This is a genomic window from Aeromonas sp. 19NY04SH05-1 (assembly GCF_040581895.1).
In the GTDB taxonomy this organism is placed as follows: domain Bacteria; phylum Pseudomonadota; class Gammaproteobacteria; order Enterobacterales; family Aeromonadaceae; genus Aeromonas; species Aeromonas enteropelogenes.
The window spans coordinates 1,665,486-1,690,884 of record NZ_CP095328.1 but is presented as its reverse complement, the minus strand read 5'-3'; the positions used below and the strand labels follow the sequence as shown (position 1 = coordinate 1,690,884).

Sequence of the window (25,399 nt, the reverse complement as noted above, 5' to 3'; positions counted from 1 at the left end):
CTCAATTATATTTACATCAACATACCAGCCAAGGCATTGGAAGAAGAGTTCATCTTGGCGATCATCACATCGAGTGAAGCATATTTTTTACGCAAGCCTTCTTCATAAGTCACCATATAGGCATTGAAGTCGGTTCGTTTCTGCGCAATGTCTTTCAATTGGGTATTGATCCCGTCCTGACGCTGAGCCAGCAATCCGGCAGACTTGGTATATTCCTTCATCTGCGGGTCAATGCGCTTGGCTAGGCCATCACTCCCGGAAAACAGCGCAGATACGCCATTAAAATCCGACTTCAATTTGTCATCGAGTTTTGTGGAGTCAACGGAGAGTTTTCCATCCTTGTCCATCTTGATGCCGATATCAAACAGCGACTTGATGGCCCCACTGCCTGTCTCACTGGACAGCTCTTTAAAGAGGGTATTCCGGATTGCAAACAGAGTCGGATCACCAGCGAGTTCACCCGGGTCCCCGGTCCGGTTACCACCGACAATCACGGGCCTTTTGCCCAAGTCATCCATGGTTGTTTGCAAATCATTGTAAGCCTTGACGAAATTATTGATGTTTTCTTTGGCTTTATCGATGTTGTCTTCGACGGTGACTCTGGTTTTCTTGGCGGTCACACCGTCTGACTCCTTGTCACTGACTCGCAGTACAGTGAACTTCAAGTCCTGAATAACGTTGTCAAAGGTATTGGAGGAGTTGGTCACCTCCACGCCGTCGATGGTCACCTTGGCATCGACACCATTTTCCCGATCAAAAGATGAAGAGGGGCTGCTTGTATCGAATTTCTGCAGCTCTGGTGTACTGGCCGAGATTTGCAGATTGCCGCTACTGCCGGTGACAGACGATTCCAGCACGAGCTGGGACTGACCATTGCTGGTGATGATGTTGGCCGATACGCCAAAATTGCTGTCACTCTTGGCATTAATCCGTTTGCGCAGCTGTTCGAGGGTATCCCCCGCCTTGACATCAACCTCGAAGGACTTGTCACCATCGGTAAAGGTCAACTTGCCATCGGCAGTGGCAATCACGTCTTTGGGCGAACTGAATGTCCCAGCCTGAGACGTGAGCTTGGTCCCCTTGGCCAACTGATCCACCTGGATATCATACTTGCCCTGGCTGGCCGTATCCGTCGCCGTCATGCTCAGCACCGGATTGGTTGTATCCTGGCTTATGGTGACCTTGCGCCCCGCAAAGTCGGTCGGCTTTGCCAACTTTTGAAGGGATGTGTTGAAAGTGTCGATGGCTGATTTCAACTTGCCGACCCCAGAAAGCGAGGTTTTCAGGTTGGCCTCCCGGGTCACAACCTGTTTTTCAAACTGGGCTTTCTTAGCATCTAAAGATGCTTTGATGAGATCTTCCAGTGGCAATCCGGAGCCCACGCCAGCAGATGTTATCGAGCCCATAAAAACCTCCCTCTACACTGATTTATCAAACAGCAGCCCTTTGCGATGACTCTCATCGAGCCCCGACTGCTCAAGTTCACGAAACCGCTTGGATATGGACAGTAACTCTTCGCTCGGGATCTGGCGGATCACCTCTCCCGAATCCTTGTCCAGCAGCTTGACGATGGTCTTGCCAAGCTCATTATCCTTGGAAATATTCAGATACCATCCTTTGATCGATACGACCGACTGCAATTCTTGTACCTGTTCTTCCAAAGATGCTGATTTTGTTTCATCTTTGGCGACGGCTTCCTGCTTTGCAGCTTCATCCAACTCTTGTTGACGCTTCTTCGCCACATCCTCTTTCTGCTGCGCCAAAACAAAAGCAGTAGCCTCACGGCTACTGCTTTCAGTTTTTGGAAAAGCATAGGAGGAGGCCGAGCCAAGGTTTACTTCATTTGCCATGATGTCCTCCAACTACTTTCCATACCTGTATCAGCTTATCAACGCAGCAGCGACAGTGCACCGTTCGGACGCTGGTTGGCTTGCGCCAGCACGGTCGACGCGGCTTGCTGCAAGATGTTGTACTGAGTCAGGTTTGCAGTTTCGACCGCGAAGTCCGCATCACGTACACGCGCACGGGCAGCAGAGAGGTTCTCGGCGATGTTGGATTGGTTGCGAATGGTCGATTCCATCCGGTTTTGCACCGCACCCAGCTCTGCACGCTTACCATCAACCGTCTTGATCATTTTGTCGACCGCCCCAAGCACATTCTGTGCGAATGAAGCTTTCGTGATATTGATACCATTATCGCCAGCAGCAAAGGCTGTTGTGACCTTAGCTTCAGTTGCAAGCCCGGCCACATTAAAGGCATAGGTCGATAAACTGAACGAGATGGTTTGGTTGGCATCGCCACCCACCTGGAATTTCCCGCCATACTTACCGTCTAACAGTTTGGTACCACCAAAAGTTGTATCACTGGAGATACGGTCAATCTCTTTTGAAAGCTGATTCACCTCTTGCTGCAATGCAAGTCGGTCATCGCTGTTATTTGAACCGTTCGAAGACTGTTGTGCCAGAGTCCGCATGCGTTGCAGCATGCCGGTGATCTCTTCCATCGCACCTTCTGCGGTTTGCGCCAGAGAGATGCCGTCGTTTGCGTTACGGTTACCCTGGTTCAGACCATTGACCTGGGAGGTCAGACGGTTGGAAATTTGCAGACCGGCGGCGTCATCCCTGGCGCTGTTGATGCGCAGACCGGACGACAAACGTTGATATGACGTGTCCAGTGTCTTGTTGGTATTCATCAAGTTACGCTGAGCGTTCAGCGAGGACACGTTGGTGTTAATAAACATAGCCATGATTTAATCTCCCAATCGATACAGACTGCAGGCCTCGCTTACATCAGCCTTGTTGCAATCCGGGAGTAGAGGGTTGAACGAGCCCGTCTACTCTCGACCAGTGGGGATTGTTTGAACGGACAATCACCCACCACACCGCAAAATCCAGGAGTCCCGAACACCCAATCTTTTGCTTACCTTGGTTAACGGCCACGCTGAACGAAGCTTTAGTCTTTTTTTTGCCGCCTGCGGCAAATGATTGCCCCCTCAGATCAATCCCCCCCAAAGAGCAGCTCAAACACATCGACGACCTTTGGTTAAGAACAGATAAGTAACTGAATTGTCACAGGTGTATATCAGAAAAAGGGGGAGCAGAAACTCAAGATAGGGTCATTGTTTTGACTCGGGCCAATGGCAATAAGCGCCCATTGAGCCAACAATTTGACAGCCTGAAAAGATGACAGGATCTGTCTACCACCTCAAAACCTTGACGGTTCACGATAAAGCAGAAGCGTACGACTCCTTTTTCTCGCTGGTGAAAGCATTTCAGAACTGGCATGGGTTATGCTTTGTTACGTTGAAAATAAAAAAGGCCGACATCAAGGTCGGCCAACGAGCTTTAGCTCAGGAGAATTGGGCGGGAAGGTTTATAGACTATAAACTGCCCCGCTGAGCTTAGTAGTGTACTACAGTGTTGTGACTTATCAGAGACATGATTTCCCGAACACCCTCTGATGCGTCCTCCGGAAAGGCGGCCTGAACAACCGCCTTTCATTTTTTTATTCTTAACCACGCAGCAGTTGCAGTGCGCCATTGGGTCGCTGGTTCGCCTGGCCCAGTACGGTTGATGCCGCTTGTTGCAGGATGTTGAACTGCGTCAGGTTCGCAGTTTCTACCGCAAAGTCTGCATCACGTACCCGAGCTCGCGCTGCACTGACGTTTTCCGCAATGTTGGACTGGTTGCGAATGGTTGATTCCATCCGGTTTTGCACCGCACCCAGCTCGGCACGCTTGCTATCAACCGTCTTGATCATTTTGTCGACCGCCCCAAGCACATTCTGTGCGAATGAAGCTTTCGTGATATTGATACCGTTATCGCCAGCAGCAAAGGCTGTTGTGACCTTAGCTTCAGTTGCAAGCCCGGCCACATTAAAGGCATAGGTCGATAAACTGAACGAGATGGTTTGGTTGGCATCGGCACCCACCTGGAATTTCCCGCCATACTTACCGTCTAACAGTTTGGTACCACCAAAAGTTGTATCACTGGAGATACGGTCAATCTCTTTTGAAAGCTGATTCACCTCTTGCTGCAGAGCAATCCGGTCATCGCTGTTATTTGAACCGTTGGCAGATTGTTGGGACAGGGTACGTATCCGCTGCAACATACCGGTGAGCTCTTCCATCGCCCCTTCAGCCGTCTGGGCCAGAGAGATACCGTCATTTGCGTTACGGTTACCCTGATTCAGACCGTTGATCTGGGAGGCCAGACGGTTGGAGATCTGCAGACCGGCGGCATCGTCCTTGGCGCTGTTGATACGCAGGCCGGATGACAGACGCTGATAGGCGGTATCCAGATTGATATTGCTATTACGCAGGTTACGCTGAGCATTGATGCTCGAAACGTTGGTATTTACATACATACTCATGACTATTCTCCTAAGCTATTAAATTTGCTCTTTTATTTACTCAGGCTTTATTGTTTTTCCTGCCTGATGCGTCTTATTTAACGGCTGCTTTTTCGATGTCTTTAGCAGTTTTTTTAACGCTTCATCGCATTAGCGCCGCTTACCCTATTTATCGGCATGTTCTCTCTTAACTTGAGGAAAAAATGCCATCCATCCTTCAACGAAGGCATGGAGCAAAGAAGGACTGGTTTCACACGGGCATCATCATATCCCTTTACACACCAGCTCCCCCGCCGCATAAGCTTCGCCATCCATGTCGCCGCAAACAAAAACTTGGTCTGGCTCCCACTTCTTGCAGACGCCCATTGGTCAGAGGCGGCGCGCCCCCTAAAATCGCGACCCCATCAATAACTGGACGTAAGTTGTTCTCCATGCAGACACTGGTTGAGCAGATTGTTTATATCAGCGACATGTTTGGTACTGCGGTATTCGCGTTTTCGGGAGTGTTGGTTGCAGGGAGGCTAAGGATGGACGGATTTGGCGTCATGGTGTTGGCGGCCGTGACTGCCATCGGTGGCGGCACCATCCGTGACATGATCCTGGGGGCCACCCCGGTATTCTGGGTGCGTGACCCCCTCTATATCTGGGTAGTCATCGCCACGGCCCTGATCGGTATGTGGATGGTCAAGTTACCCAAGCGCATGCCCTGGTTCGTATTGCCGGTAGCCGATGCCTTCGGTCTTGCCCTGTTTACCGTGATCGGCGCCCAGAAGGCCCTCAACTTCGGTACCCCCGGGCTCATCGCGGTGATCATGGGTACCATGACGGGGGTCGCTGGCGGCATGATCCGGGACGTATTGGCCCGGGAAGTCCCCATGGTGCTGCAAAAGGAGATCTATGCCACCGCTTGCATCCTGGGGGGCATCCTCTATACCTTGGCGCTGGAGGCCAACGTGGATCGGGTGACGGCCATGCTCATCTGCATGACAACCGTCTTTGGCTTGCGGGTCGCAGCCATCTACTGGCACCTGTCACTGCCCACTTTCTCGTTGCAGCGCAGCCAATGACAAGTGCGGGGGCTTGCCTCCCGGCCTTGTTCGTTGAACCAAACAGGCTTTTCTGTTGTCATAGGATCCAGTGTTGTAAGCCGGAATTCCTCATGCAAAAACTTGGACTCATCACTTCACTGTTACTGATCTATGCGACAACGGCGCAAGCCGAGGCGCAGGTGCTGTTCGGCCGTCTCGCGTCAACCCCGGTACAGCAGTTCAACCAGCAGATCCGCCAGGCGAGCAGCGCTCGCCAGAACTGGGTCAATGATTATCGTGAAGTGGCATTGCGTTTCGTCGGCCACAATGACATACCCAGTCGTATCCAGGCCAGACAACTGGACAACGATCTGGTGCTCTCCGTTGCCCTTGATGGCAACAAGAGCGACATGCTCTACATCCTGACCCTCTATCGCAGCAACAACCTGTGGCAGATGCGTCAGGCCGAAATGGGCTGGCGCTGCCAGGGTCAAACCACCTTCACCCCGGTTCCCTGTCCCTGAGGGCGGCCGTCACGATGTGCAATAAAAAAATCCGGCTCATTGGCCGGATTTTTTTATGAAGAGTCACTTAACCGTTACGGACGGTACACCTTGACGTTGTCAAAGCCCTTCTCTTTCAGGTAAAGCGCCTGCAACTTGCTCATCACGCCGCGATCGCAGTAAAGCAGGTAGGTCTTCTCTTTCGGCAGGTCGCCAAAGGCGGTAGCCAGCTTGAAGAAGGGAATATGCTGCACCTCGCGCCCTTCCACCAGCAGCGGCTTCTCTTCGTGTTCATCCATGGAGCGGATATCCAGGATCACCTCGTTGTCACCGGTCGAGGCGGTGGTCTCCACTTCCTGCACCTCGGCGGCGGTCTCCTCACCGATGCGACGGATGTCGAGGTAGCGAGCCTCGCTTACCACCTTGTCCAGGATGGCGAAGTCGAAGTTGGCCTCTTCCGCTTCGATGCGGGCAAGATCCGCCTTCACGGTCGGCTTCTTGGAGATGACGCCGCAGTACTCGGGCATGGTCTCGGCAAACTCCAGGGTACCGATGCGGCGCGCTTCGCTGATGATGTCCGGCTTGTCCCAGGTGATCAGCGGGCGCAGGATCACCTTGTCGGTCACCCGGTCGATCACGTTCAGGTTGGTGAGGGTCTGGCTGGAGACCTGGCCCACACACTCGCCGGTCACCAACGCCGGGATCTGGAACTCGTCGGCCACCTTGGCGGCGGCACGCATCATCATCCGCTTAAGCACTACGCCCATCTGGCCGTTGTCGATCTTCTCGAGGATCTCGGCCACCACCGGCTCGAAGTCCACCGCGGTGAAGCGCACCCGGTGGGAGGAGCCGAAGCGGTTCCACAAGTGATAAGCCACCTGCTTGACACCGATCTCGTGGGCCGCGCCGCCCAGATTGAAGAAGCAGTAGTGCACGCGGCAGCCGCGCTTGATGAACTGGAAGGAGGCGACGCCCGAGTCAAAACCGCCGGAGATGAGGCTCAACACGTCCTCCTGGGTGGCGATGGGCATCCCGCTCAAGCCCTGATGGATGGCGCTGACAATAAACAGCTCCTCACCGTCGATCTCGAGGTTGATCTTCACATCCGGGTTCTTCAGGCGCACACCGTTGCTCTCGCAGTGCTGGTTCAGGCCACCACCTACGTAGCGTTCAATTTCAAGAGAGGAGAACTCGTGCTTGCCGTGACGCTTGGCACGCACGCAGAAGGTCTTGCCCTTGAGCTGGTCGCCCCACACAGCCTTGACCTGTTCGAAGATGTCGTGCAGATCGGTGAACTTGCTGGCCTGTACCTCGAGGAAGGACTGGATGCCGGGGATGCATGCGAGTGCTTCTATGGCCTGGTCACGGAACTGGTCATTGCGCGAACTCACGATCAGCTTGTCCCAATCCATGCGCACCCGGGCGTCGTCGTCGAAGCGTCGCAGGACGTTGCGGATGTTGCCCTGCAGGATCTTGATGAAACGCTGGCGAACCGACTTGCTCTTGATGGTGATTTCCGGGAACAACTTGATAATGAACTTCATGGTATTAACTCGGGTGACCTTGATTTAAGGGCGCGAATTATATCAGAACTTTATGCCCAGCGCCTACTGGATGAGCGTTTGCTCACAGACCGCCACGCAATGTTTGCCGCATGGCGGCGATTTTGCGTATATTCCCGACCCTGCGCCCTGGCAAGATCCCGACAACAGATTGATCCGATGAAGACTTATATCTACTACCCCGGCATGGAGGTACGTGACGAGCTCTGGCTCAAGTTTGCCCTGCTCTATCTGGAGCGGCTCGCCTTCGTCTTCACCGTCAGCGAAAAGAGCGGCCTGACTGCCCTGCTGGAGACCCTCGAAACAGAGACGGATCTGCTGGCAGAGCGGCCAGAACCCGCCTTCTTTGCCGCCATCACCCCCCAGCTGGAGAGTCAGCTCGGCGGCCTTATCGCCCCCGATTTTGTCCGCCACAAGGTGTTTGGCAACAAGGAGCTCATCGCACGCTGGCGCCAAAGCGTCAACCACGACTGCTTCTGCCCGGCCCAGGCAGGCCTGGAGCGCTTGCACGGTTTTTGCCTCGACAACGGCTTTGCCAGCCGGGACGAGGGAGGGTTCAGGATGGCGCGGCGCTTTGCCAACCTGCTCTCCATGCGCCTCGCCCGTGAGTGGGCACTCGCCAATGAGGGGGCCCTCATCACGGATCATGACTATCTGGACAGGCTGCTCCACCTGCTCGAATCCCGTTATCACAACCGTGGCGGCCAGGATTGCTTCCATCTGGAGATCCCGTTGCAAGTCCCCACTCACTTGAACGAGATCCCGTTTGCGGAGCTCATCGCCCTGCGTGGGCGCAGCGGGTTTCGCCAGCAGCTGGCCGAGTTTCATCAGGCCCTCGATGCCCTGCTCGCCATGCTCGGCAGCGGCTACCCGGAACCCGCGGCACTGACGCGCTTCGAGCAGGCCCAGCAGGCACTCAACCAGCTGCTGGGGCCACAAACCCGAAGCCTGCCCCTCACCACCATGATCAGCACCAGTCTGCCCGCCATGGCGATGATCCACCGCCTCAAGGCGAGCCACCCAGGCAGCGCGCTGGTATTCCACTCCATCAAGAAGAGTCACTTCCACCAGCGCAAGAGCCAGCACTTCTTTACCCGCCTGGGGCAGGTCAAATCCTGAGCGTACTCCCTCCCGATCAGGAGGGATTTTCCAGGCGAAATTCGATGCGGTCGCTATTGCCCGCCTCGTCCACCACCACCAGCTGGTAACGGCCCGCCTTGCTCAGCACCTGATCCCCGTCCCAGCGCAGCCGCTGACCGTTGAGAAACCAGAACGGTTTACCCACCCCACCCAGCACCCTGGGCTGCAAGCGGTAACGTTCGCTGCGGATAAGGTTCCCCTCTCCCAGCGCCAGGATGCGGATGGGCGCCTGCAACTCGGTACGCGCCGCCTCTCCCGCACAGCCGCCGGCCAACAATGCCTGACGCCGCTCGCCAAAAGCCCGCCAGGGCTCCAGCGAGAGCGGCCAAAGTGCCCGCCAGCCTGAGCCTGCGGCCTCGCGACAACGGGCCAGGGTCGGTTTTCCCTGATCGGTCAGCGCAACCTGACGCAGCGGCGAAGGCCAGTCCAGCGGATCGGGCAAGGTGGGGGGATCCCGCTCCTCCAGCAGCCAGGCACTCTGTCGTTGCAGGCAGGTCTCCGGCAGGGTGGCGCTCGCCCGCCGCCCCAGCGGCCAGCAAATCTCGGCCTCGCTCACCGTGTTGGGCTGTATCGGCAGGAGACTGTCGTCCCCGAGCCGCGAGTAGACCGAGAGCAGCAGCGGCACTGCCGCACTCTGGCCATAGAAACCAGGCATGGGGGTGCCGTCGGGGCGCCCGAGCCAAACCCCCAGGGTCCAGCGACCGGAGACCCCCATCGCCCAGCTGTCGCGATAGCCATAGCTGGTACCGGTCTTCCAGGCCAGCCGGTTGACCCGGCCGGTCGCCTCGCTGGCAAAGGGCTGATCCGCCCGCCCCTGAGCACTCAGGATCTGCCAGATGATCCAGGCGGCCCCCGGGCTCAACAAGGGGCGCGACACCGCCTGCTGATCTGCCAGCCAGACCGGCATCGCCACCTGCCCCTGGCGGGTCAGCGCGCTGTAGAGTGCCACCAGCTGCTCGAGCCGAATGCCCGCCGCCCCCAGCGCAATGGCCGGGTTGGGTTTGTCCGAGAGCGCCAGCCTCACCCCGGCGTTGTCGAGCCGGCTGACCAGCTTGTCCGGACCCAGTGCCTCCAGCACCTGCACTGCCGGCACGTTGAGGGATTGCTGCAGGGCCCGAGTCAGGGTCACCGGCCCCTGAAAGGCGCCGGTGAAGTTGGCGGGGCGATAATCAGCCCCAAGCCTTGGCGCATCAGAGAGCAGAGAGGCCGAATGAACCAGTCCCTCATCCAGCGCCAGGCCATAGATGAAGGGTTTGAGGGTGGAGCCGGGGGAGCGGATCGCCTGCACCATGTCCAGATAACCGTGGCGGCGCAAATTGCCATACTCGGCGCTGCCTACGTAGGCACGCACCGCCATGGTCCGGTTATCGACGAGCAGCAGCGCGGCGGAAGTCTGCTCGGGGAAGCGGCGGATATAGCTCTCTACCCGCCCCTCCAGCCAACGCTGCAGATCGCCATCTATGGTGGTGTGCACCAAGGCCCCCGGCTGACTGGCGGCGGCGAGGCGGGCAAACAGCGGCGCCTCCATCGGGGTGAAACGGGCGCGGGCCAGCACAGGTTCGATGCGTCCCTCCCGCCACACGGCCTCGGGCCAGGCGCCCTGCCTGACCAGCCGTAGCATCACCTTGTCACGGGCGGCGCGGGCCCGCTCGGGATGCCTGTCCGGCCGATAACGGCTGGGGGCCTGGGGCAGCACAGCCAGCAGGGCCGCCTCGGCATGGGTGAGCTTGGCGGCGCTCTTGCCAAGATAGGCAAAGCTCGCCGCCTGGACGCCTTCCAGATTGCCACCAAAGGGCGCCCGGTTGAGGTAGACGGTGAGCAGGGTGCGCTTGTCGTAGTGCCACTCCAGCTGCAGCGCCCGCGCCATCTGGCGCAGCTTGCCGGGCACGCTCCTGTGATAGGGTTCGAGCAAGCGGGCCACCTGCATGGTGAGGGTCGAGCCTCCCGATACCGCCCGCCCGTAGCGCAGCCACAACCAGACCCCGCGCACCATAGCCACCGGATTGACCCCGGGATGGCGCCAGAAATAGCGATCCTCGTAGCCAAGCAGCGCCTCGATATAACGGGGGGAGACCTGATCCAAAGTCACCGGATAGCGCCATACCCCACTGGTATCGGCAAAGGCGCGCAGCGGCCTCCCCTTCATATCGAGCACCACCCGCGCATAGGCAGGATCGAGCGGCGGCAGCGGAAAGGCGCGATCCAGCGCCAGCGACGTCAGTGCCAGCCCCCCCAGCGCCATGGCTGTCAGCCGCAATCCCCGTGGCAGGCGCCGCAGGGCAAGCCCCAGATTGCGCAGCCACTGACCGGCCCGGGCGCGCAGTACGGCGAGGCTCCCGCCCTCTCCCATCGGTGCGCTACTCAGAGATGGTCACCTCATGGATATCCTCACCCACAGCCCGCAGCTCGGGCCGGTACATATCCTCCACCTGGGTCGGCGGCACCCGATAGTGACCCGGCGTCACCGCCCGCATCAGGTAGACCAACTGCTGGTTGCTCCCCTCGCTCAGATCCAGCGCCGCCGTGTAGCGGTCATCGCGAAACTCCTGATGCTTGAGATAGTCGTTCCACTCGCTCTGCCAGGCCGGTTTCCCCTCAATGGAGAGCTCTTCGAGCTTGATGCTGTTGCCAAGGCTCGGATTCTCCAGCTCAAAGCCCGCCGGCAGCATCTCCACCAGCAGGGCATCGGGTACCGCCGATTCGCTACTGACATTGAGCCGCACCACTACCAGATCGCCGACCCGCACCCTGGCCGGATCAAAACGCTGGCCATCGGCATTGAACCAGCTGCGGGTCACGCTTATCCCCTGACTCAACCGGGCAGGAGCCTGCTCTGGGTAGCCAATCAGGGTGCGTTGCACATAGAGCGAGCCCTTGCCCTCGTTGGTAACCGTGCTGGCCGCCAGCGCCTCGGGGGCGCCAAGCTGCAGGCTGGTGTCACCGGCAACCGGTTGAGCACCGGATGACGAGGTGATCCGCGCCTGCCACCCGGCGGCCGGATCGGCCTGAGCTAGGCGCAGCAGGGCGAGCCGCTCCTGGGTGCTGAGCCACTGACGATGGGCCAGGGTATCGGCCACCTGGGCACTGAGGGCTGACCAGCGATCTTCCGCCAGCTTGTGCCGGCGCAGCAGGGAGAGCTCAAGGGCCTGGTCGCGCAGCGCAGAGCCATAATCCCCCAGATAGCCGTCAGCACGCTCGGCGGCCAGTGCCCGGTCGAGGGCTCTGGCAGCATTCTGTTCATCCCCCATGGCCGAGAAGGCCAGCGAGAGGTGCAACAGCGGCAGACCGGAGCGGGCGTGATCCGCCTGCTGCTCCCAGATAAGCCGCAGGGTAGCGAGCGGCGCCTTGCCCACCCGCGCCAGCACATAGGCGCTATAAGCCTGATAGGCCAGGCGGCTGTGCTCGGGGGCACTGCTCCAGCGCTCCCAGTACTGGCTGTCGGTGAGGTAGCTCTGCAGGCGCTTGAGGGCCTGGCTCAACATGGCCTCCGGCACAGCATCGCCGACCTCCTGGCGAGCCAGCAGGTAGTCGGCGGCATAGGTGGTGAGCCACTGCTCCTCGTCGGAGCGGCCGTCCCAGAGGCCAAAGCCGCCGCTTGGCAGTTGCAACCGCTGCAACCGTTGCAGCAAGGCGCGCTGCAGCTCCGCCTCGCTCAGCGGTTTGTCGGCCTTGGGCAAACCTTTAGACCAGCTCTTGCGCTCCTCTGCCGTAGTGAGCAGATAGGGCCAGGCGCGCGACAAGGTCTGCTCCAGACAGGCGTAAGGATAATCGGCCAGCGCCTGCCACTGGGCGGCCGGATCCCAGGGGGGCGTACCGGAGAGGCTGAGCAGCCCCTGCAAATTGGCGCCATCCAGCCCGGCCAGCTCGTCTGGCGCAAAACTCATCTGCTGGCCGGGGGCCAGCATCTGATAGCGCTGGCGAGTCTGGGCCGGCCAGGGAGAGCGCAGTGGCAGCGACCAGTCGCGGCTTATCGCGATATCCTTGCCGCTGGCGGCGAGTTGCAAACGCGCTACCCCGCTCGCTCCGGTCACCGTGAGCGGCAGGGTCAGCCACTGCTCCTCGCCATTTTTAAGGGAAAGGGTGCTGGGCAGATTGCCGTTCGCCTTAAGCCCACCATTCAGGGTCCAATCAAGGGAGAGGGTCTGATCCTCGCCGCTCATGTTGCGCAGTTGCACCAAGGCGCGGGTCTCATCGCCTCTCGCGCCAAAGCGCGGCCAGCCTATCTCGGCCACCAGCGGCGCCACCACCTTGACGGCGCGCTCTGCCTGCCCCACCTGCTGCTCGTTCCAGGCCAGCGCCATCAGCGCCAGCTCGCCGTTGAAATTGGGCAGTTCGAGCGGGATCAGCGCCATGCCCTGCTCGTCAAAACTCACCTCGCCGCTCCAGAGCGCGGCGATCTCGACCCTGCTCTCCAGCGCGCCGCCCTTTTTCAGGGCCGGGGCATCGCCGCCGTAGTTGAGACGGGCCAGCTTGCCATCCTGGGGCGGGATCACCTGGCCATAGTTATCGAACAAATCCTGAGCGAAGCGCTTGCGACCGAAGAAGAGCTCGAACGGATCGAGGGGGCGATAGTCGCTGATGTTGAGCACGCCCCGATCCACCGCCGCCAGCACCACCCGCCCCTGGCTATTCGGGGTCGAGGTAGCGGTCACCTCAAGACGGGTTAGCGGTACCGCCTTGTCCGGCGCACTCAGGGTGAGCGGCAGGCGGCGGGACTCCCTGTCCAGGGTCAGCGGCACCAGCCCGACCGAGCGCAGGCTCTGCCCTTGCTGGCTGCTGGCCGGTTTGGAGTCGCTATCCGGTGCGGCGATCTGGGCCGAGATATGCAAATCATGACGCTGCCACTCGGGACTGACGGGGATCTCGAACTCGCCACGCCCCTCTTTTTCACTACCTTCGGCTTTTAGCTCGATACGCTGCCACCAGCGCAGACCGTCACCATCCTCCACCAGCAGCAACCCCTTGCCCGGGCGCGGCGCCACCAGAGTCACTTTTGCCTTGTCACCGGCCTGATAGGCGCGCTTGTCGAGGGTGATGACGATCTTGTCGGGCCGCGCCTGCTCGCCACCACCGCCCCAGGCGTAGCTGCCGATCTCCAGCCGCAGACTGGATTGATGGCCCTGGCTGTTTTCCACCTCGAAGCGATACCAGCCGGCAGCCAGCGTCAGACTGAGAGACGTCGGCCCCTTGCCGTCAAGCTGCAGGGTCTGCTCCTGTTCCAGATAGGGTTGGCTGTTGAACTCGTATTTCCACCCCTCCCCATCGGCGTAGTGCCAGTAGTAGTCGCGGTATTCGTTGATGAGGCGCACCTTCACCTCACCCGCCACCGGTTGCCCTTGTTTATCGAGGTTGAGGATCTGGAACGGCAGCGGCCTGCCTCCCTTCACCCGATCGGCCACAAAATCGGCCTTGAGCGCCGGCCACTGGCTCCCCTCGGGCCAGCCGTATTGGGTGCGACTGCGATTGACGGCGCGGCCGCCGGGCTCGGAGAGCGACACCCGATAGGCTACCTCCAGCGGCCCGAGGGCACGCACGCCGTCGAGTTCATCAGATAACGAAAAAGTCCCCTGCCCCTGCGCATCGAGGGTGAGACTCAGCGGCTCGAGCTCCCTGGCCTGCTCGCCGAGCAGCACGTCCCCCAGGGTGAACTCCTGCCACCGGGTAAAGGGCATGGTGGCGCGGCTTATTTTCACCTCCGCCTTCGCCCTGGTGGCACTCGCTGGCGCGCCGTAGAGGTAATCCCCCCTGAGCGGCAGGGTGAGGGCGGCGTCCAGATCCGTGACTTCACCATCGGGCCCCTTGCCGAGCTGTAGTTTCAGCCGCTCCGGCAAAAACTCCTCCACCAGGAAGGGCCACTCGAAGCGGCTGCCGGCGACGGTCTTGAGGTTGATGCTCCAGCGCCCGAGCGGCGCATCCATCGGCAGACGCAGGCCGTAGTGGGCGGCGCCCAGGTTGTCCGGCAGCAGCCGTTTCTGTTCGAGCAGCTGGCCGTCCGGCTGTTTCACTTCCAGCTCCACCGCCATCCCCGGCAGCAGCTGGCCATCCTGCCCCTTGAGCAGGATCTCGCTGTCGAGTCTCTCGCCGGGGCGATAGAGATCGCGCCCGCTGAACAGATACAACTGCTGGGCCTGCCAGGGTTGGGTGCCAAGATCGAAGGTGGAGAGGTCAAGCGCCGCACCATCGAGACGCAGCACCGCCAGATGCTTGCCCTGCTCGGCCAGCAGCAGACGCGCCCCCTGCACCTGATCGAACCGGCGATGACCGCGATTGTCGGTGGCGTGCACCTGCAGCCGGTTGCCCTTCTCGTCGAGCAGAGAGAGTTGCACATCCTTGAGTGGGTCGGCCGTTGCCAGCGAACTGACAAACACCTCCAGCCGATCCCGATAGCGACGGGCACTGAGCCCCATGTCGCTCACCGCGAAATAGGTGGTCTCCTTGCGCCAGTCGTAGTTGCCAAGGGGGGACATCACCGCAAAATAGACGCCGGCCTCGGCCAGCTGGGGCTCTTTCACATTGATGAGGCGGGTTTCGCGACGGTTGGGATCCAGCTCCAGCGCATAGCGACCGCTGAACACCCGTTTGGCCCGCTTGGTGATCTGTTCGAGCTCCCAGTTGCCCATGCCGGAACCGGGTCTGTACTCGGCCAGAAAGCGCGGCAGATAGGCGGCATCGACCCGAAAGAAGTCGATATTGACCTCGTCTACGTTGACCGCGCTGATGGGCAGGCGCAGCTCTTCGCGCAGCGGCAACACCATACCGCTGGCGGTAAAGGCGGCCCCCGCTTCCAGTGGCCGGGTCTTGAGGATCCAGCTCTGGGGGGATGGGCCCAGCCCCGACTTCAGGCTCACCTCGTAACGCTTGTCGGGCTGCACGTTCGGGAAATAGAGGGTGCGGCCATCATCGGCCAGGATCCACTCCCCCTGCACCTGCTTGCCCCCCTCGCTCACCGCGAGCCAGCGCTGCCAGCTTGCGCTGGGGGTGAGCGGACCGGAGAAAACCAGCGCCAGCGCCGGTGCATCCCGGTATTGACGGGCATTGGCTTGCACCACGGCGTCCGGGGCTCCGATCTCTTGCTGCGCTGCGGGAGCCTCTGCCTTAGTGGCCGGCTTGTCCGGACCACAGCCGGCCAGCAGCAGACTGGTAACCCCGGCCAGCAGCAAGGCCGCTGCGCGGCGCATAAAGGGGAAAGAGGGTGAACGGACGGCGTGGTGGAAAACAGGGCGAAGGGTAAAGAGGCGCATAGGATCCATCCCGGGGTAAAGCGCTGCCATGGCAGCGTGACAGGGAACAGGATAAGGCATCCCGCCCCCTCGACACAAAGCCCATTATCGACGCGGCGATCCCTTGGCAGGCAACCGCCGCACTCCACCAGCGGGAGTCAAGATTATCCGTTACTCGTGGGTCGTCTCCCTCTTCGCTCCCCCCTTGAACCAGCGAAAGAGAATGGCCATGACGGCAGCGAGGAAGAGCACCAGGGAGGCGATCAGCAGCAGGCGGGTCAGTAGCTCGCTGTGATGGGCGAAGAAGGAGGTTTTCATCGCCAGCTTGCCCACCAAACTCAGGCAGAGCGCCCACAGGAAGGCGCTGGCGAAGCTGGCAATGCACATCCGCAGCACGCTCAGGCGGCCAATCCCCATCAGCATGGGGGTCAGCACCCGCACGAACGGGATGAAGCGGGACGAGAACATGGCCAGAAAACCATATCGTTTCAACAGGTTGGTTGCCCTTGGCAGGCTCTCTGCGGGCAGCATTCGCTCGATATGGTCCATGAAGCGGGTGCGCTGCAGCGCCCGTCCTTGCAGGTAGGCGAGCACTGAGCCAATCCCCGCCGCCAGCGGCAGATAACCGAGAGTGACTTCGGGGCCAAAGACTCCCATCCCGACCAGGCCACCGGCCAGCAGCACCAGGCTGTCTCCCGGCAGGGGCAGAAAGACGAAGGCGGATTCCAGCAGCAGCACCAGCATCAGGCAGCCGATCAGCATAGGCACGGCCTGCATCTGAACCAGTGCATCAAAGTCCTGATGCCAAATGGCGATCAGCATATCCAGCATGTCACACTCCCTACCACACTGTTTCTCGTGTACAAGGCTCGCGTTATAGCCGCACGCCCCTGAACAACACGTTAATTTTTCACAATGTCAGCAAAAAAAGTGTGTCTATCTGTTGCAGGCCGGATGAGGGGACTGAATGACGGGTATAAAAAGCCCCTCATCTTGCGCGCACAAGGGAGAGGGGCAAACAGGCACAGAAAGTAATCAGTCGGCGGTGGCCATCTGCCAGGTCTTGAAGCCGCCGGAAAGGTTCTTCACCTTGAAGCCGTGTTGGCTCAGCAGGCGACAGGCCACATGGCCGCGCAGCCCCACCTGACAACTGATCAGCAGTTCCTTGTCCTTGGGCAGCTCCGCGAGGCGGCCACGCAGCTCATCCAGCGGAATGTGCATCGCCCCCGGAATGCGACCCAGCTTGTCGAGCTCGGGGCCGTTGCGCACATCCAGCACCTGCTGATGGGGGTGACGGGCCTCAACCTCGGCGGCATGACAGAGCAGGGTATCCCCCTTCAAGTGGTTGCTGGCCACAAAGCCGGCCATGTTGATCACGTCCTTGGCCGAGCCGAAGGGCGGTGCATAGGTAAGCTCCAGATCCTGCAAGTCGAACACGGTGAGCCCGGCACGCTGGGCGACCGCCAGCACATCGATTCGTTTGTCGACGCCATCCTTGCCGATGGCCTGGGCGCCGTAGATCTTGCCATCCGGGGCAAACAGCAGCTTGAGGCTGACCGGATGGGCTCCCGGGTAGTAGCCGGCGTGACTGCCCGGATGGACATAGGCCTTCTCGAACGGCAGACCCAGCTGCACCAGCCGCTTCTCGTTGAGACCTGTGCTCGCCACCGCCAGATCGAACAGCTTGCAGATAGCGGTCCCCTGGGTTTTCTTGTAGGTCTCGCTGCGCCCCAGCATGTTGTCAGCGGCAATGCGGCCCTGACGGTTGGCGGGGCCTGCCAGCGGGATCAGCACGGACTCGCCGGTCACGAAGTCGGTCTCCTCCACCGCATCCCCCACCGCGTAGATGAAGGGATCCGAGGTGCGCATGCCGGCATCCACCTTGATGCCGCCACGCGGGCCCAGCTCCAGCCCGGCCTTGGCGGCGAGCAGGGTCTCGGGTTTGACCCCGATGGCCAGGATCAGCAGCCCGGTATCGAGATGGGTGCCATCGCTCAGGGTCAGGCGCAATCCACCCCGTTGTTCGGTGGCCACGGCGGCGGTTTTTTCCGCCAGTACATCCAGGCTCTCGATGGCAGAAAGGCCGGTGCGCAGGCGCAGATCGATCCCCTCCTCGCGAATGCGGGCGTGGAGCATATTGGCCATCTCTTTATCGACCGGCGCCATCACCTGATCGGAGAGCTCCAGCAGGGTGACCTCCAGCTTGCGCTGGTGCAGGGCTTCCATCATCTCCAGGCCGATGAAACCGCCCCCCACCACGGTGACGTGCCGTGGCTGATCGTGCTCAAGGGCGGCCAGGATGCGATCCATGTCCGGAATATTGCGCAGGGTGTGGACGTGGGGGCTGTCGATGCCCGGGAAAGGCGGACGAATGGGAGCCGCCCCCGGGCTTAGCAGCAGCACGTCATAGGGTTCGCGCTGCTCTTCACCGGTTTGCAGATTGCGCACCAGCAGGGTCTTGCCGGCCTTGTCTATCTCGATGACGTCGTGGAAGACACGCACATCGACGTTGAAACGGCGCTTGAAACTCTGGGGAGTCTGCAGCAATAGGGCATCCCGATGAGGGATATCCCCCCCGATGTGATAGGGCAGACCGCAGTTGGCGAAGCTGACGAATTCGCCTCGCTCAAACATCACGATCTCCGCATCCTCGCTCAGGCGACGGGCCCTGGCGGCCGCCGATGCGCCCCCCGCTACACCACCAATAATCAGGATCCTTTTCATCAGCATGACTCCTCATGGACGTTAATGACCAATAAATTAGCTTTTTCTAATTTAGAGTTCAATGAAATTTTGTTTCCCTCGATTTTGCAGTATTCTTGCAAGCCCGACGGTTGCTTAACAGGATGTTGTTTGTTCATGTCGTCTACCGCACTCAGTCAGATCTCTTCTCCCCGCCAGACGCCGCTCTTTTTTCGTCTGGATATGCACAGCCAACGGCTGGTCGCACTGACCGACGTGATGCAGACACCGCTCTATTGGCTCGATGAGCCCAGAGCCTCCTGGCCAGCCCAGCTTCCCGACGCCCTGCGCCACCCCATCGAACAGCTGCTGGCTAATGGCCAGGGGGGCAAGATCTCCCTGCGCTTTGCCGAGCAGCAGTGGCACATCGCCATCGCTCATGAACAAAATGACTTCTGGCTGATCTGCCTGCAGCATCAGCGCCAGCTTCCGGTGGCCGATCTTGCCCTGCAACTGCCGCGGCTGAGCCAGATGGCAAGCCAGCAACAGTATGCGCCGCTGCTGGAGACGCTGAAAGAGACATTGGGGGCCGATCGACTCATTCTCTGGCACTACCAGGCCAATGGCGAGCTGGGGGGTGAACAGCTCAGCCCGGTGTTTACCCTGGGGGTAGAGAGCCTCTATCCGATCCGGGGTGACAGTCGCTACATTCGCGCCCTGCGCACCCGCAAATCCTTGAGTTTTTCCGAGGCAGCCCACCAGCCGATGCTGAGCCAGCATCTCTATCTGACCAACGCCGGCGTCCGCTCACGTCTCGATTGCGCTCTGCTTGAGCAGGACAAGCTGTTTGGTGTCCTCAGCCTCGAATACCTGGAGCAGACCCCCATCAGCGACGAGATGCTGCAGCTGGTGCGCCACAGCGCCCAGCTGCTTGGCCACTGGCAGCCAGGAGACGAATCCCATGACGACGAGCCGACCCTGCCCGCCGAGCTGCACCGGCTGACCGGCATCGACTACTGCAAGACCCTGGTGCAGTGGGCCATGACCATCAGCGGGGCCCGAATCGGCCTCATCGGTGAGTACCAGCCTCGCGGCCAGGAGCTCTGGATCATCCCCCGCTGCGTCTTTCATGAGCAAACCTTCTCCACCCTCAAGCCCATCCAGATGGACCCGGGGCCGGGCAGGGAGCTCTTTGAGCACGGTCAGGCCCTTTATGTGGAAGATCTGCCCCTGCGCTATCCCAATGCCACCAAGCTGCTGGCCACCAATGCCAACGCCTATGTCGGCATCCCCCTGCACGGCGCCGACGGCACCATCATGGGTCACCTCTCCCTGCTGCTCGATGCGCCGCTGGCCGATCCCGAGCCCCTGCTCGATCAGCTGAGCAGCCAGCATGAGCGGGCCGCCATCGAGCTGCGCCGACTCGCTGCCGACGATGCGCTGCGCCTGGCCGAAGTGGCCTTCAATACCCATGACGGCCTGGTGGTGATGGATCACCATGGCATCGTGCTCAAGGTCAATCTCTCCTTCAGCCGGATCACCGGCTTTAGCGAGGTGGAGGTGATTGGTCACTCCATTCGCCAGCTGCGCCCCACCTACTATGGGGACGATCTCAAGGAAGTGGTGCGACGTGCGGTCACCGAACAGGAATTTTGGCTCGGCGAAGAGCAGTGCCTGCACAAGGATGGCCACCTCTTTCCGGTGCGCCTGATGGTGAGCGGGGTCAAGGATGGGCAGGGAGAGATCAGCCATTTCATCTGCAGCTTCTACGACATCACCCAGGAGAAGGAGGCTGCCAGACATATCGAGCAGCTCGCCTACTACGACGATCTGAGTGGTCTCTACAATCGCCGCAGTCTCAACGATGCGCTGCAGCGCACCCTGGGTGAATCCAGCGGCCAGTGGGGTGCCCTCTTGCTGGTGGATCTTGACAACTTCAAGTCGATCAACGACTCCCTTGGCCACGCCTGCGGCGATCAGCTGCTGCAGGCGGTGGTGCGCCGTTTTCGGGAGTTGCCCCAGGACAACCTGATCCAGGCCCGCATCTCGGGAGACGAATTCGCCTTGCTGTTCACCCAGCTGGGGCAAGGAGAGGTCACCGCCAAGATCCTGGCGGAACATTTCGCCCGCGAGTTGATGGGGCTGTTTCGTACCCCGTTCGACATCGGCGATCACAAGCTGCACTGCAGCGCCTCTGTGGGGATCAGCCTCTTTACCAGCAACGGCATGGATCACCTGACCCTGATGCAGCAGGCCGATACCGCCACTCACATAGCCAAGCGTACCGGTCAGGGCAGCTATGTCTTCTTCAGCGAGGCGATGGCCCAGCAGGAGAAAAATCGCCTGACCCTGACCAACCAGCTGCGCGATGCCCTGCGCCACCATGAGCTGCTGCTGCACTACCAGCCCCAGTACCGGGTCGACAACGGCAGCCTCTCCGGCATCGAGGCCCTGCTGCGCTGGCAGCGCAGCGATGGCACCATGGTGCCGCCGGGGGAGTTCATCCCCATCGCCGAGGAGACCAGCCTCATTCTGGAGATCGGCTACTGGGTGATGAAAACCGCCTGCGCCCAATACAGCTTCTGGCTCAACCAGGGGCTTCAGATCCCTCACCTCTCGGTCAACGTCAGCGCCCGCCAATTCCACACCCAGGGCTTCGTGCAGCAGGTGGAGTACATACTGCGCGATACCGGCGTCCCACCCTCCCGCCTGTTGCTGGAGGTGACCGAGTCCGTGGTGCTGGAAAACCGCCGCGAGAGCATCGCCCGGATGCACCAGTTGAAAGAGCTCGGCATCCTGCTCTCCATCGACGACTTTGGCACCGGCTACTCGTCGCTGGCCTATCTGCGCGACCTGCCCGCCGACGAGGTGAAGCTCGACAGAAGCTTTATCCAGACCCTGGTACATAGCGAGCAGGATAAGGCCATCGTCAAGGCGATCCTGGATCTGGCCCAGGTGTTCCGTTTCACCGTGACGGCGGAGGGGGTCGAGGATGAGGCCCAGCTAGCCATCCTCAAGGAGCTGGGTTGCCAGCACTACCAGGGCTTCCTCACTTGCCGTCCGCTCCCCGTCAGGGCACTCGAACAACTGCTCGGCGGCCATCCGGCAGACTAAAGGTGTAGGAACAATAAGGATTTATGTAATAAAATAACGGCCTGCGCGAATCGTTGGAGTTGCCTATGTCTGTCACTAACCGGATCCCTGCCGTCGAAATCAGCGAACAAGCCAAGCCCCAAGGGGTCATTGGCCGGATCCATTCCGTTGAAACCTGCGGCACTGTCGATGGTCCGGGAATCCGCTTTATCGTATTCATGCAAGGGTGCCTGATGCGCTGCAAGTACTGCCACAACCGGGACACCTGGGATACCCAGGGTGGCCGTGAGGTGACAGTGCCGGAGTTGATGCAGGACATCACCAGCTACCGCCACTTCATGAATGCCTCCGGCGGCGGTGTGACCGCATCGGGCGGTGAAGCCATGCTGCAACCGGCCTTCATCACCGAGCTCTTCACCGCCTGCAAGGAGAAGGGCATTCACACCTGCCTCGACACCAACGGTTTCGTCCGCCATCTCGACGACCAGGTCGACGCCCTGCTCGATCAGACCGACCTGGTGCTGCTCGACATCAAGCAGATCAATGACGAGAAACACATTCCCCTGACCCACGTCAGCAATAAATACACCCTGGAGTTCGCCCGTCACCTGGCCGCCAGGGGCAAGACCATGTGGATCCGCTACGTCGTCGTCCCCACCTGGAGCGACGACGACGAGAGCGCCGACGAGCTGGGCAAGTTCATCGCCGAGCTGGGCGAGAGCGTCGAGAAGGTGGAGCTGCTGCCTTATCACGAACTCGGCAAACACAAGTGGGACGTGCTGGGGGATCCTTACGAGCTGAGCGGTATCAAGCCCCCCAGCAAGGAGACCATGGACAGGGTCAAGGCCATCATCGGCAAGTATCACCCCAACGTGAAATATTGATGCCAACGGCAGGCTGGACCATTAGCCTGCTTCAGGCCCGGGCGGCAGGGAGTGCGCTGCCCGGCAACTTCTCCAGGCAATGGACGCCCCCATGAGTGAAGGACAACTCGCCGCCCTGCTGATCTGGCTGTTGCTATTGGTGTTCAGCCTGCGCCGCCCTCTGTGGCAAACCCTCCATGACAATCCCCTTTACCAGCATCTGCTGCTGGGCAGCGCCATCGCCCTGATCCCGCTCTGGTATTTGCGCGCCGGCCTACACGAGGGGCTGGAGGTCCACTTTCTCGGCCTCACCACCCTCACCCTGCTGCTGGGCTGGCGACTGGCTCTGCTCGCTCCCTGCCTGACCCTGCTGGTGCTCGGCTATTTCGGCGTCACCAACCTGGCTGATTTTGGCTGGCAGGCCCTCATCGGTATCGGCTTGCCGGTGGCAACCAGCTGGCTGCTGTTTCTGGCGAGCTGGGCCTGGCTGCCCCGCCATCTGTTCGTCTATCTCTTCGTCGCGGCCTTTCTCGGCGGCGCCGTCACCATCTCGGTCAAGGTGGTAGCCAGCGCTTTGTTGATGGGAGTGAGCGGCACCTATCCCTGGCATACCATCAGTGCCGACTATCTTTCCATCTGGCCGCTCCTGCTGTTTCCGGAGGCCCTGCTCAACGGCATGGCAATGACAGTGCTGGCCATCTATCGCCCCCACTGGGTCAACACCTTTTTCGACCGTACCTATCTGGGGCGCTGAGCCTCCTCTCGCCAGCCCCAACAGAACCCAATATAAATGGAGATAGCGCCATTGATGCCTGTCCGGATCACCCGTGCTCACTACCCGGCTCAACGTTGCATGAAAAAGGAACTTGTATGAAACGACTCGACTCGCTGTGGTCCCTGTGTCTGCTGTTCACCGCCACCAGCCAGGCTGGCGGCCTCTACCTCTATGAAACGGGCACGGATGATGTTGGCCTTGCTTCGGCAGGCATGGCCGCGCGGGCACAGGATGCCACGGTGCAGTTCATGAATCCGGCTGGCCTCAGCCGCCTGCAGGGGCGCCATCTCACCATGGGTGGCCAGGCGCTCTACGGGGACGTGCCCTACGATCTGGCGGACACCGCCTACCAAGATGTCGATACCGTGGTGGGCTGGTTTCCCTCTGCCTCCCTCTACTACAGCCAGCAGATCGACGACCGCTGGACCCTGGGTTTTGCCACCTACGGTAACTTCGGCCTGGGGCTCGACTTTGGCGGTTGGGCCGGGCAACAGCTGGTGAAGGAGGCCACCCTGATGGCGCTGACGATGCAACCCTCCGTCGCCTACCGAATCGACGAGCACTGGTCCCTCGGAGCGGCAGTGGGTCTCAACTACGGACTGTTTGCCCTCAAGCGCGAGACAGACCACGGCGAGAGCAAGCTCGACGACAGCGACTGGGCCATCAATGGAAAGGTTGGCGTGCTCTATGAGCTCACCCCGGCGACCCGCTTTGGCCTCGGTTACAGCAGCGAAATCAAGTATCACTTTGATGTCCAGACCCAGATCACCCTGCAAAGGCCCAGCATGCCAGGGATCTCTGCCCAGCTGCCCATCTCCGGCATGGTCAACAGCCCGCAGCAGCTGATGCTGAGCGGCTACCACGAACTGGCCCCCGACTGGGCCCTGATGGGCAACCTGGGCTGGCAGGACTGGAGCCGCTACAACGGCAACGACGTGAGCATCGTCGGCGTCAGCAAGGGGAACAAGGGGCTCTTCCAGGATACCTATCACGTGGCCGTGGGGCTGCAGCACACCCTGACACCCCAGTGGGTGCTCAATGGCGGGCTGGCCTATGACAGCAGCGTCTACAAGGATCAGGACAAGACCTCCCTGACCATTCCGAGCGGCGCCGCCGTCCGGATCGGGTTCGGGGCCAGATATGCCCTCAATCCCAGGGAGAGCATAGGGGCCGCCATGGAGTACATCGATCAGGAGAGCGCCAGCGTCCAGGCGGACTACCTATCAGGCAGCTACGACAACCCCAGCTTCTATTTCTTCGCAGTCAACTACAGCAAGCAGTTCTGACAAGAGGCACGATCGAGGGGCATCTCTTGTCACCCGCCATGTACGCCGGGGCCGGCTTCTTTCGCTGGCCCCGCCACAAGCCCGGCTCATCGTTCCAATCAACATGAACAAGATGGCAGAGCGGTGCGGTCGAAGAGGCATTGCCCGGCGTTATCGACCAAACCGGGCGTCAAGAAAGGAGTAGAGAAGCATGCGGCCAGAAGAGAAGGCTGACCGCAGATTGGCAGGGAGTGCGCCTCAGCGCATGTAACCGCCCTGGGTGAGGATCCCGTAGGCGACATAGTTATATCCCAGCAGCTCGATCCCTTCCTGCAGCGCGGTTTTGAAATCGAAGCCACTGTCCATGCCCAGCAGATCGTTCCAGATGAGGGAGCCGCTGCCAAACACGCGGCTGAAGACGGCAACCAGCAGCAGGCCAAAGAGCGTGAACAGCGCGCTTCTGTGCCGGACAAACTGGACACCACCGCTTAGCAGGGTGTCACGCCCGTGACGCCAGGTATGCACCAGGGTCAGGCTGGCCAACAGCAGGGCCGGATATAGCCAGAAGCCGTGCCACACCCTGTCGAAGTAGACGTCAAGTTCACGGATCAGCAGGCAACCAAAGAAACCGGCGAGCAACCAGAGAAAGGCGCGTACCGCCGGTATGGTCCGCCCTTTCCAGTACAGGCCGATGACGATGGAGAGCAGCACTCCCTCCTGCAGCAGCTCGGTGATGGAGTCTTCCCCGACCCCGTTGTGCAACCAGTGCAGATCGAGCACGACCGTCACGGCCGGCATCAGGGTCAGAACCAGGAGAAACAATACGTCGCAGATGGCGCGCAGCAGGATGCTTAAGGGGCCGGTCAGGCCGAGAAAAGGGATGTTTTCGCAAGAGGTCGTATTCATGATCGTGCCTCG

At 60.3% G+C, this 25,399-nt stretch carries 17 protein-coding genes; 7 read left to right on the top strand and 10 right to left on the bottom strand.

What is annotated here, in order from left to right:
* Positions 1–11: 11 nt before the first annotated feature.
* From fliD to MRK42_RS07875, 4 genes are all read right to left on the bottom strand, one after another.
* Positions 12–1,406 carry a flagellar filament capping protein FliD gene (fliD, locus tag MRK42_RS07890; protein ID WP_202007546.1) on the bottom strand — a complete coding sequence of 465 codons (1,395 nt, stop codon included), beginning with the start codon at positions 1,404–1,406 and terminating at the stop codon, positions 12–14.
* A 12-nt stretch (positions 1,407–1,418) separates the two neighbouring features.
* Positions 1,419–1,850 (bottom strand): flagellar protein FlaG, encoded by a 432-nt coding sequence (locus tag MRK42_RS07885; protein ID WP_127904493.1) that lies wholly within the window; start codon positions 1,848–1,850, stop codon positions 1,419–1,421.
* Between the two features lie 38 nt (positions 1,851–1,888).
* Entirely contained in the window at positions 1,889–2,746 is an 858-nt protein-coding gene (locus MRK42_RS07880; protein WP_102948267.1) for a flagellin, read from the bottom strand.
* 764 nt (positions 2,747–3,510) lie between these two features.
* Positions 3,511–4,371, bottom strand: coding sequence for a flagellin (locus tag MRK42_RS07875; protein ID WP_102948266.1), 861 nt, complete (start codon positions 4,369–4,371; stop codon positions 3,511–3,513).
* A 410-nt stretch (positions 4,372–4,781) separates the two neighbouring features.
* Between MRK42_RS07875 and MRK42_RS07870 the strand changes: the two genes are divergently transcribed.
* Together MRK42_RS07870 and MRK42_RS07865 are read left to right on the top strand one after the other, a co-directional pair.
* Positions 4,782–5,417: a trimeric intracellular cation channel family protein gene (locus MRK42_RS07870; RefSeq protein WP_201977123.1), complete on the top strand. Its 636-nt coding sequence runs from the start codon at positions 4,782–4,784 to the stop codon at positions 5,415–5,417.
* Positions 5,418–5,509: 92 nt separating this feature from the next.
* Positions 5,510–5,902, top strand: a complete 393-nt coding sequence (locus tag MRK42_RS07865; RefSeq protein ID WP_185377882.1) for a hypothetical protein — start codon at positions 5,510–5,512, stop codon at positions 5,900–5,902.
* Between the two features lie 74 nt (positions 5,903–5,976).
* Here the strand turns inward: MRK42_RS07865 and thiI are convergent, their stop codons facing one another.
* The gene (gene thiI / locus MRK42_RS07860) at positions 5,977–7,425 is read right to left on the bottom strand and encodes a tRNA uracil 4-sulfurtransferase ThiI (protein ID WP_042025513.1); all 1,449 of its coding nucleotides are present in this window, start codon (positions 7,423–7,425) and stop codon (positions 5,977–5,979) included.
* A gap of 177 nt (positions 7,426–7,602) precedes the next feature.
* Here thiI and MRK42_RS07855 point away from each other — a divergent pair, with 177 nt between their 5' ends.
* Positions 7,603–8,562: a hypothetical protein gene (locus tag MRK42_RS07855; protein WP_338612114.1), complete on the top strand. Its 960-nt coding sequence runs from the start codon at positions 7,603–7,605 to the stop codon at positions 8,560–8,562.
* Positions 8,563–8,578: 16 nt separating this feature from the next.
* Here MRK42_RS07855 and pbpC read toward each other — a convergent pair whose 3' ends face one another.
* From pbpC to MRK42_RS07835, 4 genes are all read right to left on the bottom strand, one after another.
* Positions 8,579–10,825 carry a penicillin-binding protein 1C gene (gene pbpC / locus MRK42_RS07850; protein WP_338612451.1) on the bottom strand — a complete coding sequence of 749 codons (2,247 nt, stop codon included), beginning with the start codon at positions 10,823–10,825 and terminating at the stop codon, positions 8,579–8,581.
* Between the two features lie 115 nt (positions 10,826–10,940).
* Entirely contained in the window at positions 10,941–15,902 is a 4,962-nt protein-coding gene (locus MRK42_RS07845) for an alpha-2-macroglobulin (RefSeq protein ID WP_338612113.1), read from the bottom strand.
* 72 nt (positions 15,903–15,974) lie between these two features.
* Positions 15,975–16,634, bottom strand: a complete 660-nt coding sequence (locus MRK42_RS07840) for a DedA family protein (RefSeq protein ID WP_026458498.1) — start codon at positions 16,632–16,634, stop codon at positions 15,975–15,977.
* Between the two features lie 204 nt (positions 16,635–16,838).
* The gene (locus MRK42_RS07835; protein ID WP_338612112.1) at positions 16,839–18,527 is read right to left on the bottom strand and encodes an FAD-dependent oxidoreductase; all 1,689 of its coding nucleotides are present in this window, start codon (positions 18,525–18,527) and stop codon (positions 16,839–16,841) included.
* Between the two features lie 135 nt (positions 18,528–18,662).
* Between MRK42_RS07835 and MRK42_RS07830 the strand changes: the two genes are divergently transcribed.
* The 4 genes from MRK42_RS07830 to MRK42_RS07815 all read left to right on the top strand — a co-directional run bounded on the left by MRK42_RS07830 (position 18,663) and on the right by MRK42_RS07815 (position 24,502).
* Complete coding sequence (locus tag MRK42_RS07830; protein ID WP_338612111.1) at positions 18,663–21,599, top strand: EAL domain-containing protein; 2,937 nt, start codon at positions 18,663–18,665, stop codon at positions 21,597–21,599.
* A gap of 65 nt (positions 21,600–21,664) precedes the next feature.
* On the top strand, positions 21,665–22,462 hold the full coding sequence (gene pflA, locus MRK42_RS07825) for a pyruvate formate lyase 1-activating protein (protein WP_026458147.1): 798 nt from the start codon (positions 21,665–21,667) through the stop codon (positions 22,460–22,462).
* Between the two features lie 91 nt (positions 22,463–22,553).
* Positions 22,554–23,195 (top strand): energy-coupling factor ABC transporter permease, encoded by a 642-nt coding sequence (locus MRK42_RS07820; RefSeq protein WP_042025555.1) that lies wholly within the window; start codon positions 22,554–22,556, stop codon positions 23,193–23,195.
* Between the two features lie 116 nt (positions 23,196–23,311).
* On the top strand, positions 23,312–24,502 hold the full coding sequence (locus MRK42_RS07815) for an outer membrane protein transport protein (RefSeq protein ID WP_338612110.1): 1,191 nt from the start codon (positions 23,312–23,314) through the stop codon (positions 24,500–24,502).
* A 237-nt stretch (positions 24,503–24,739) separates the two neighbouring features.
* On the opposite strand, the gene MRK42_RS07810 is transcribed toward MRK42_RS07815, so the two are convergent.
* The gene (locus tag MRK42_RS07810) at positions 24,740–25,387 is read right to left on the bottom strand and encodes a hypothetical protein (RefSeq protein WP_201977115.1); all 648 of its coding nucleotides are present in this window, start codon (positions 25,385–25,387) and stop codon (positions 24,740–24,742) included.
* Positions 25,388–25,399: the final 12 nt, after the last annotated feature.